6 protein-coding genes are annotated in these 9888 nt (G+C 38.9%); 2 read left to right on the top strand and 4 right to left on the bottom strand.

The window, feature by feature from the left end; all coding sequences use genetic code 11:
- Positions 1 to 170: 170 nt before the first annotated feature.
- Together ACM0OS_RS27090 and ACM0OS_RS27095 are read left to right on the top strand one after the other, a co-directional pair.
- A complete protein-coding gene (locus ACM0OS_RS27090; protein ID WP_414546276.1) occupies positions 171 to 2213 on the top strand; it encodes a GTPase in 2043 nt (680 codons plus the stop codon).
- 21 nt (positions 2214 to 2234) lie between these two features.
- Complete coding sequence (locus tag ACM0OS_RS27095; protein ID WP_414546277.1) at positions 2235 to 3899, top strand: GTPase; 1665 nt, start codon at positions 2235 to 2237, stop codon at positions 3897 to 3899.
- 88 nt (positions 3900 to 3987) lie between these two features.
- Here the strand turns inward: ACM0OS_RS27095 and recG are convergent, their stop codons facing one another.
- From recG to rpsB, 4 genes are all read right to left on the bottom strand, one after another.
- The gene (gene recG, locus ACM0OS_RS27100) at positions 3988 to 6474 is read right to left on the bottom strand and encodes an ATP-dependent DNA helicase RecG (RefSeq protein ID WP_414546278.1); all 2487 of its coding nucleotides are present in this window, start codon (positions 6472 to 6474) and stop codon (positions 3988 to 3990) included.
- A 101-nt stretch (positions 6475 to 6575) separates the two neighbouring features.
- Entirely contained in the window at positions 6576 to 7568 is a 993-nt protein-coding gene (locus ACM0OS_RS27105) for a hypothetical protein (RefSeq protein ID WP_414546279.1), read from the bottom strand.
- A gap of 249 nt (positions 7569 to 7817) precedes the next feature.
- Positions 7818 to 8762, bottom strand: coding sequence for a translation elongation factor Ts (tsf, locus tag ACM0OS_RS27110; protein ID WP_414546280.1), 945 nt, complete (start codon positions 8760 to 8762; stop codon positions 7818 to 7820).
- A gap of 171 nt (positions 8763 to 8933) precedes the next feature.
- Positions 8934 to 9725 (bottom strand): 30S ribosomal protein S2, encoded by a 792-nt coding sequence (gene rpsB / locus ACM0OS_RS27115; protein WP_414546281.1) that lies wholly within the window; start codon positions 9723 to 9725, stop codon positions 8934 to 8936.
- Positions 9726 to 9888 lie beyond the last annotated feature (163 nt).

Below are 9888 nucleotides of genomic sequence, written 5' to 3' on the forward strand. Positions count from 1 at the left end.
TCAGTCAGACTCCTGGTATACAAGCGGTTCAAGACTTTTCTGCACCACTAAGCTCGCCCACTCATGGCTAACATTGCCGTGATGATCTGGCTCAACTGCCGTATCGTCGTGACTTTTATTTCTGGTAGTAGGCATTGCAGCAGTGCTAGTATGTCAAACATGGGCTGTGTGTGGATTTCGAGTTGTTGTTTTGGAAGACTATAACTCTACTACATCAGCCCTTTTTTTTATACTCTTTTTTTGGCTACAGTATTGCAGAGATAACGTATTTAAACCTAGCATCTATCAAGACAGTCAAAGTTTACGGAAAACAAATCAAAACTTTTGATCCAGCTTGGAATTATAAATTTTATCTACGGTCAGAGCAGATACCAGATTTTTTAAAATCCAGCAAATCTAGAAATAATAAAAATTCATCTATTTCTAAGCTACAGATGCCTATGGATAAAGTATCTCAAGCTGAATTTGAAGATGCTTTAGAAAAATGCTCACAAACAGCTAATTTTGCTTATGATATCAGTCTAGAGTATGTAAATAAAATGGAAATAATTATCAAAAATTTGAACTATGATATCAGACAAGGCAGTAGTCATCTATTAAGTAAAAAAGGGGCTAATAAATTTGAATTCGCTGGTATATTAAACGAGATAAAGTTAAATATTCAAGAACTATCTCAAGAAAGTTTTGAAGATTTAGTTAGTTCTTTAGATACAAAAAGAAAATATCTAAAAAACTTTACAGTAGCTCTATTTGGTAGAACTAAAGCAGGTAAAAGCACATTACGAGAAACACTGACTCGCGGTAATGGTAGCACAATTGGTAAAGGCTCACAGCGCACAACCAGAGATGTTAAAGAATATAGCTGGCAAGGTTTACGCTTACTTGATACACCTGGAATTGAGGCTTATAAAGGTGATGATGATACAAAACAAGCTAATGATGTAATTGATCAATCTGATATGGTTATATTTTTAACGAGTGATGATTCTGTACAACCTGGAGAATTTGAAGCAATGGCACAGTTGCAGCAAATTAGTAAATACTTTGCTGTAATTCTCAATGTCAAACATGATATTTCTAATGGGTTAGAAGATTTAGAAATGTTTATTGATATACCAGAAATGATATTTGATGAAGAGAGGTTATCACAACATCAGCATCATATTCAAAAACACGTTAAAGATTCTTTGAATTTAGATATTGTAGATATAACTTGTATTCATGCTCAAGCAGGTTTTTTAAGTACCAAAGAAGAATATCAAGAGTATAGCAGTCAACTTTGGCAATTGAGTAAAATAGAAAAACTATACTCCTTAATTACATATCAAATTTATGCAAATGGTCAAAATTTGAGGTTATCAACCTTCTCTGATAGCTTAATTAAATTTATATCAGAAATTTATCAAAAATTATGTTTTTCCCAGGAAGAATTACAGAAACAACGAAACTTAATGGGAGAACAAAAGCAAAAACTCGGAAAGATATTTGATGAAATCAGAGCAGAAAGTAATCTTAAAATAAAGTTTCACTGTGAATCTTTATATAATCAAATAGAAAAACAAATTGGTACTTTTGTTGATAAATATGCAGAAACTGATATTGAAGCCAGACAGAAAGAATGGCAGAGAATAGTGAATCAAAAACATATTGAAGCCATGATGAAAGGTGTCATAAACGAAATATTTTTAGATTCAAAGGAAAAACTAAAGGAGTTTGAACAAGAATATGAATATGATGCTAATAACATCAAGATTGACCTAGAAAACTTGAACATTCGTGATATTCGTCAGGATGATACAGGAAAGTGGATAAAACGTGCTGGTGTAGCTATTGGTGCTGTTGGTGCAGTGGGTGCATTCGCTACAAATTGGTGGAATCCCATAGGTTGGGCTGTTGCAGGAGTATTAGTTACTACAGTTGCTAATATTGCAGGTGACTGGAAAAGTAGAGAGGATGATAAAAATTACAAACAGGATATTGAAAAAGAAAAATATTCTTTGAGAAAACAGGTTAATGAAAATCAAAAAGCAACTATAAAATCTTATCAGGATTGGTTTGAGGCAACTATAAAGCAATACCAAAATCAAAGTGTTGGTCAGGTTGATTTATATATCAAAGGTTTATTTGCAATAATTCAAGATTTAGATCATGCTATTGCTGAAATAAGAAAAATTAAGCAAGAAATTGAAAGCGATTTTTCCAACTCTAAATAATTAGCACAGGAGACTTAAAAGATGTTGAAGTTTACATTTAATGAAGCATCAAAGAAAGTTAATCAACTTTGCCAAGAGACAATAGATATTCTTGCAAATCGCACAGAGGATGAGATTAAAACATTAGTTGATGATTTTGAAAGGTTTTGGCAAGGGGAATATAAGCAAAAAAACAAACTATCTATTGCTTTTATTGGACAGTACAATGCTGGTAAATCAACTCTAATTAAAGCTTTAACTGGAGATGCAAAAGTTAAAATTAGTGCCGAAATATGTACTAATAAAGTTACAGAATATGCTTGGCAAAATTTTTTAGTGCTAGACACACCAGGAATTTATGCAGGTAATATAGAACATGATGCAATTACACTAGAAAAAATCTCAAAATGTGATTTACTTGTATTTGTAGTTCCTAATGAGTTATTTAATCCGCAGGGAGCAGAATTCTTTCAAAAAGTAGCCAATCAAATGCAAAGAGTTGGTCAGATGGTGTTAGTAGTAAATAAAATGAGTCGTGAATCAGGTAGTCCTGAAAACTTGCTACCAACAATCATGCAAGTTATAGAACCATACCATCCCAATGATTTTTATACCTCTTTTATTGATGCTGATTCCTATCTCAAAGCTCAAGACCCTAAATATATAAAATACCAAACATCTTTACTTGCTAAATCAAATTTTGATAAGTTGCGTGATTCTCTGCAAAAGCTAATTGAAATCAATGAACTTTCAGCAAGGTTAGTTACTCCTCTACATCGCGCGGTTGATATGCTTGATCAAGCATTGCTTTTTTTCAGTCCAGGTGAGCGGATAACCCATAATTTATTAGAACTATTACGACGCAAGAAAGTTTTAATACAAGCATCTCAAACCAGAACTAGAAACGCTTATCGTTCTGAATTAAATAAACTTGAGCATGAAATTATCATGCTTAGTGAAAGGATATCCAGTAAAATTGATGGACACCACAAGGAGGAAGAAATAAAAGAAGACCTAGAAAAAGTCACACAAGAAATTACAGTTTTATCAGAAAATACTTGTAAAAACGTTCAATCTAGTTTAAAAAGTGAATTAGAAAATCTGGCATTTAAACTGCAAGAACTAGAAAAATCCTTACTATGTCGAACTTTAGCAGAAGAGTTAGAGATAGATTTAGTAGATGCTAAAAGAGTTAATCACCCGAATATAAGTCATAAAATAGGCAAGTCTATACTAGAACAACAAGGTGGTAAATTTTTCCAGGGAATTGGTAAGTTATCATCCAATGTATCGAGAAACATAGTTTATGATGTAGGTAAATTTATGGGTATTAAATTTAAACCTTGGGGGGCTTTTAAGACAGCTAAGTTTATTAGGGGTTTAGGTCCAGTATTTGCTGGGGGTGGGGTAATATTAGATATAGCTATGACAGTTAAAGAAGAACAAAAACAGGAAAAAAATCAGCGTAACTTACGTCAAGCTAGAGCGGACGTAAGAGAAGAGTTCAGAAACGTAGCTGAGGAAATGCGAAAAGAGTATGAGTTAAATATTGAAGAAGCTTTAATTTTTTACAATGAAGAATTAAATGATATTGAAGCTAAACAAAAAGACTTGAGTAATTTTGAGCAGTCGAAACTTGAGATATTAACTCAAATTGAGAATAAACGTCAGGAAATAAAGCAGGAGATCAAACTATTAATCAAGTAGTGCAATACCTGCGGTGGTCTGTGTCTACGCAGACTCTAATCATAGCGAGACTCTCAGCAATTCTTGCTTAATTGGGGTGGGGTTTTATTCAAGTCAAAATTGCTCCACCCATTAACCGTTCATAACGATATTTCAACTCGGCTTTCATTAATTGCCAACGTTCCAAAGTTGCATCCATTTCTATCACTTTTTCTGCTGCTTGCCGTGCTAATAATAAAACTTCTTCGTCGTCCACTAAACTGGCTAAAGTAAAATCCGGTACTCCTGATTGGCGAGTTCCCAATACTTCCCCAGGGCCACGAAAACGCATATCCATTTCTGATATAAAAAAGCCATCTTGGGATTGTTCCAATACCTTCAGCCGTTGTTGAGCATCAGCACTCTTAGAACTACTCATTAATAAACAGTAAGATTGAGCCGCACCACGACCAACACGTCCTCGCAATTGGTGTAGTTGGGATAAGCCAAATCTTTCAGCGTTTTCAATGAGCATTACAGTTGCATTAGGTACATCTACGCCCACTTCGACAACTGTGGTAGAAACCAAGATTTGCGTTTGATTATCACGAAATTTGGTAATTGCTTCATCTTTATCTGCGGAACTCATACGACCGTGCAGCAATCCCACTTGAAAGTCGGGAAAAATACTTTCTTGTAACTTTTGATGCTCCTCCACAGCCGATCGCAAGTCTAATTTTTCTGATTCTTCTACCAGTGGTAACACCACATAAACTTGTCTTCCTTGAGCAATTTCCCGGCGGATCAAGTCGTAAGCTTGACTACGTTGCTGACCTGATAACATAGTGGTTTGAATTTTTTGCCGTCCTGGTGGTAACTCATCAATTTGGCTGACATTCATATCACCATGTATTGTTAATGCCAATGTCCGGGGAATAGGGGTGGCTGTCATCGTTAATACATGGGGTTGTTCGCCTTTTTGCTGTAACAGCGCCCGTTGTTTGACACCAAAGCGATGCTGTTCATCAATTACTACCAAACCCAATTGCTGGAAGTTTACAGGGTCTTGAATTAAAGCATGAGTTCCTACCAATAAAGGTAATTCACCAGTACTTAACTGAGAATGTATTTCTCGCCGTTTAGCTGTTTTGGTAGAACCTGTAAGTAATTCTACGGGTAAATGCAACAAGTTAAACCAGCTAACTAACTTACGGTAATGCTGTTCTGCCAATACTTCCGTAGGAGCCATCAATGCTGCTTGGTAGCCTGATTGAATGGCAGCCAGGATAGCAATTATGGCCACTACAGTTTTACCCGAACCCACATCGCCCTGTACCAAACGATTCATGGGCGTGGATTTTTGTAAGTCATTGAGGATATCATTGAGCACTCGTTGCTGTGCGCCTGTGAGTTGAAACGGCAAAATTTCGTTGGAGAATTTTTCGATTAGCTGACCTTTTGGGGCCAGAATTGCACTGGTTTGAATTTGTCTGGCTTGCTGTTGACGTTGCAATAAACCAAGTTGCAGGTAAAAAAATTCATCAAAAACTAGACGACGACGGGCAACTTGTAAGGTAGCGCTATCATCAGGAAAGTGAATGTTAGCGATCGCATCCTTTAATTCCAGCAAATTATACTTTTCCCGTAAACCTCTGGGTAAGGGATCTTTCAGGTGAATTGCCGCTGGCAAAACCGCAGTTACGGCTTGTCTCACCATATTAGCCATGACACCCTCAGTCAAAGTATAAATTGGCACTACACGACCAATAGTCAGCGAATCAATGGTATCGCCTGGATGTGCTAACACTTCTATTTCTGGATTATCCAACGTCAAGCCATATTTACTGGCTTTAACCAATCCACAAGCTGCCAAAACACTACCCACTGGATAGCGGCGTTTAAAACTTTCTTGCCAAGCGCGACTCGTAAAACGCGCCCCAGCAGAAAAGCGACTAATTTTAATTTGACCTGTATTATCTTTGAGGATTAATTCTAAGATCGATAATTTCTGATTCTTGGGGCTAGTAAAACAGTTACAACGCTTCACACTAGCTACTATGGTCACTGTTTCACCCGCCTGCAACTCCCGGATATTCACTTGACGCGCATAGTCAATGTGATCGCGGGGATAGTAGAACAACAAGTCACGGACAGTATACAAATTTAAAGCTGCTAATTTGTCAGCCTTGCGGATGCCTATTTCTGGTAAATCGCTGAGTTTTTGGTCAATATTCGGAGCCAATCGCCGGCTCACTTCTGGGATAATTTTAGACGTGGGATTTTGAACTTTGGATTGATAAATTCTTCCCTGTTCCCCGACTCCTCGACTTTCTTGCTCTTGCGGTTCTTGCTGTAGTTGGTAGAGATACCTGCGCGTCGCCGCGACTAAATGCTGTCTTTCTTCCAGTTCCAAATGGGGATAATTAGCAAATTGCACCGCTAGTTCTTGCCAACGGCGACGCTCAATTGAAGGCAAAGCTGTAGGAAATTTTCCAAAAGTCAAAGTGAAAAATTCACTGAAGCGGTATTGTCTGCCCATCAAGTCTGTAAAGCCTTTTTGGGCTTCTATTGCCAAGGCTTTGTGCAATCGTGTCCAATCTGGTTGGTCATTAGTCATTGGTCATGCAATTTTAGATTTTAGATTTTAAATTTTGGATTAAATTGCCCTCTAAAATAGCAAATCCAAAATCCAAAATTCCCTACTCCCCACTTTTTAATTTATTCAAACCAACTGGCACGCCATGCAGCTTCAGCTTCAGCAACTGAGCGTTCACGTTGCTTTTTGCGATACTCTCGTCCTAGTTTATTTAGTTGAACTAAGATGTTGCGAATTTGCCTGCGGCTAGATGCGAGTTTGGTATCAGCAAATTCAATTTCCCCTAATCGCAGGTTAATAGCCATAATCCGTGTCAATCCAGATTCTTCGGCATTTTGTTCATTTTCAATTTCCACTACCAAGTTTAAGAGATTGGGTGGCCCTGGCATCACCTCGGCAGATGCTTCTGAGACAGCCGCCGCTGCCTCTAAAATGGGTTTTGGTAATTTTTTAGGTAAAACATGAGCTTTTTGTAACAAAAGATTAGCATCGTGGGAGACATTTTTTAGCGCCTGTTGCACTAAATTTTCTAGGTTCTGTTGCCATTTTGCTAGTTCCATCGGGTTAGAAGCATCAGGAGTGAAATTCTTCAGAGGTACATTGATTACAGGTAAGGCAGATGATTCAGCTAAAAAATATGCGACTATTTTATCCGCTTCACCTAGCTCATCTTCCCCCCTGGAGGAAGCCCCTATGTCGTTTTCGTTGACATCCTCTTCATCCTCATCGTCTCCCACACTGGAGTAAATGCCTATCTCGTCTACATCTTCCTCATCCCCCTCATCCAGCACCTCCTCCTCATTTTCCCCATCTTCCTCATCTTCCTCATCCGACTCACCCTGAATAAAAGTAAGTAATAATTCAGATGTTTGTCCGCCCAAATTGCGAATAGCCTGTTGCAATTGTTGCCGTTGATTCAACGACAAGCTCAAAAACTTTTCCGGATACCCTTGAGTACAAAGATGGTAACTGGCTAGAATCAACTGTTTCCGCAACGCTTGCCCCAAGATAGTTAAATAACTAGTATAAGCATTGTGGAGTTCTGAGGCGATCGCCCGGATCGCTTCTTGCAAAACTGCAATATCCCGCTCAATTAGCTCAATTGCTCTGGCCATATCTTCTCTTTTTAACTGTCCATCTGAAGCTGATTATGGTACAAATGTACGCAATTATTTTAAAACAATTCTCTATAACTTTTCAGCTATAACGCTGCTTATTTATAGTTGCTAATTTCTGCCAATCGCACTAATAGCAAAAGTCCATAACTAATAAAACACAGGCCAGCTAATTTTGACTGACCTGTGATGGTAGAAGTGATGAGTTACCAAACCAACTGTGCTATAACTCTTAACTTCTCAATGAAGTTACTTGCTGCCCATTTGTGCTGCAACTTCTTCAGCAAAGTTACTTTCTTGCTTCTCAATGCCTTCACCCAAGATATAGCGAACAAAGCGAATTACTTGGATTTCTTCGCCTACTTGTCCCTTAACTTGTTTTACCAAGTCTTCCACAGAAATACTTTGATCACGAATGAAAGGCTGATCCAGCAAAGTTAATTCTTTCAGGCGTTTTTCAATTCGTCCCTGAACAATCTTTTCTTTGATGTTATCTGGTTTGTTAGCCAAATCATCCCGACCCATTTCAATGTCTTTTTCTTTCTGGGCAATTTCGGCAGGGATTTCGTCTACACTGACATACTCGACATTGGGACAAGCTGCAACTTGCATTGCAGCGTTCCGAGCCAATGATTGGAACTCTTCTTTACCAGCAGCAGATTCAGTTTTGGAGTTGAGTTCTACCAAAACACCAACTCGACCACCAGTATGAATGTAGCTGTCTACTATCCCTTGTGTGCCTTCTGCCAGTGCAAAATTGATAAAGCGACGTACCTGGATATTTTCACCTAGCTGGGCAATGGTTTGCTTGATGAACTGATCTACGGTTATGCTTTGATCTTCAATATAGGGTTGAGCCAATAAAGACTCAACACTATCAGCTGTAGCTGCTTGCTGGGCTAGGTTTTTAACTAGAGCTTTAAAAGCCTCATTCCGGGCTACAAAATCAGTTTGACAGTTGACCTCTAGCAGCACACCTACCCGACCACCAGGTTGAATGTAGGTATCTACTAGACCCTCTGCCGCAATGCGATCGCTTTTTTTACCCGCTGAAGCGATGCCTTTTTGTCGCAGCCATTCTATAGCTGTTTCTATGTTGCCATCAGTTTCTTTCAGCGCTTTTTTGCAGTCCATCATGCCTGCACCAGTTTTTTGGCGTAGCTCTTGGACGAGTTTTGCAGATATTTCCGCCATGTTGCCTCAATTCCTAACTTGACCTTGAGTTGTTATCGCTCACGGGTGTTGAGTATTTCTATCTTACTCAGGGCTGGTGAAGAAAAAGCGATGAATTTCGAACTATGAACAATTGAGTATGAAGTGTGAGCTTTTCAGTCTCCATACTCAATTATTCAGTTACTTGATTAATTATTCTTTTTCTTCACTATCAGACGACGGTTCAGCATATTCGCTTTCATCGTAGTCTTCGTCATACTCAGCGCCGTCGTAATCTTCGTAATCTTCTTCCGCTTCTAGCTGGCCATGACGACCTTCGTAAATAGCATCTGCCAATTTGCCAACTATCAACTTAATTGATCTGATAGCGTCATCGTTGGCGGGGATGGGAATATCTACTACATCCGGGTCACAGTTTGTATCTAGCATAGACACAATTGGCAGCCCTAGTTTTTGGCATTCTTGAACAGCGTTATATTCCCGGCGTTGGTCTACAATGATCACCACATCGGGGACTTTCCGCATATTCTTAATACCACCAAGGTATTTTTGCAGCTTCGTCATTTCACGACGCAACATGGAAGCTTCTTTTTTCGGCAATAAATCTAGCGCACCGTTTTCTTCCCGGCGTTCTAAATCTTTAAGGCGGTCTGCTCTGGTTTTAATGGTTGCCCAGTTGGTGAGCATTCCACCCAACCAACGCTGGTTAATGTAATGAGAACCACAACGAGCGGCTTCTTGAGCAACAATTCCTGCTGCTTGGCGTTTAGTACCAACAAACAAGAATTTTTTACCTTGCTCAGACTGCGATCGCATATAGCTATAAGCATCTTCCATCAACTGGGCAGTCTGCACCAAGTCGATGATATGTACGCCATTGCGGGCAGTATAGATGTAAGGAGACATCTTCGGGTTCCAACGTCGGGTTTGATGCCCAAAGTGAACACCCGACTCCATCATTTGAGCCAATGAAACGACTGGCATATATTTTTTTAACTCCTATTCGGGTTAAACCTCCACCCAGTTGTATTTCCGTTATAGGAAACACCCGAATGACTGGATGTGCGAGATTAGACAACCCTACTAGCTTACCATATTTTGGGAATTAGAAACTGGGGGGAGAAGAAGCAGGGGGGCAGGGGGCAGG

The organism is Nostoc sp. CCY0012, assembly GCF_963920855.1.
Classification (GTDB): Bacteria; Cyanobacteriota; Cyanobacteriia; order Cyanobacteriales; family Nostocaceae; genus Cyanocohniella.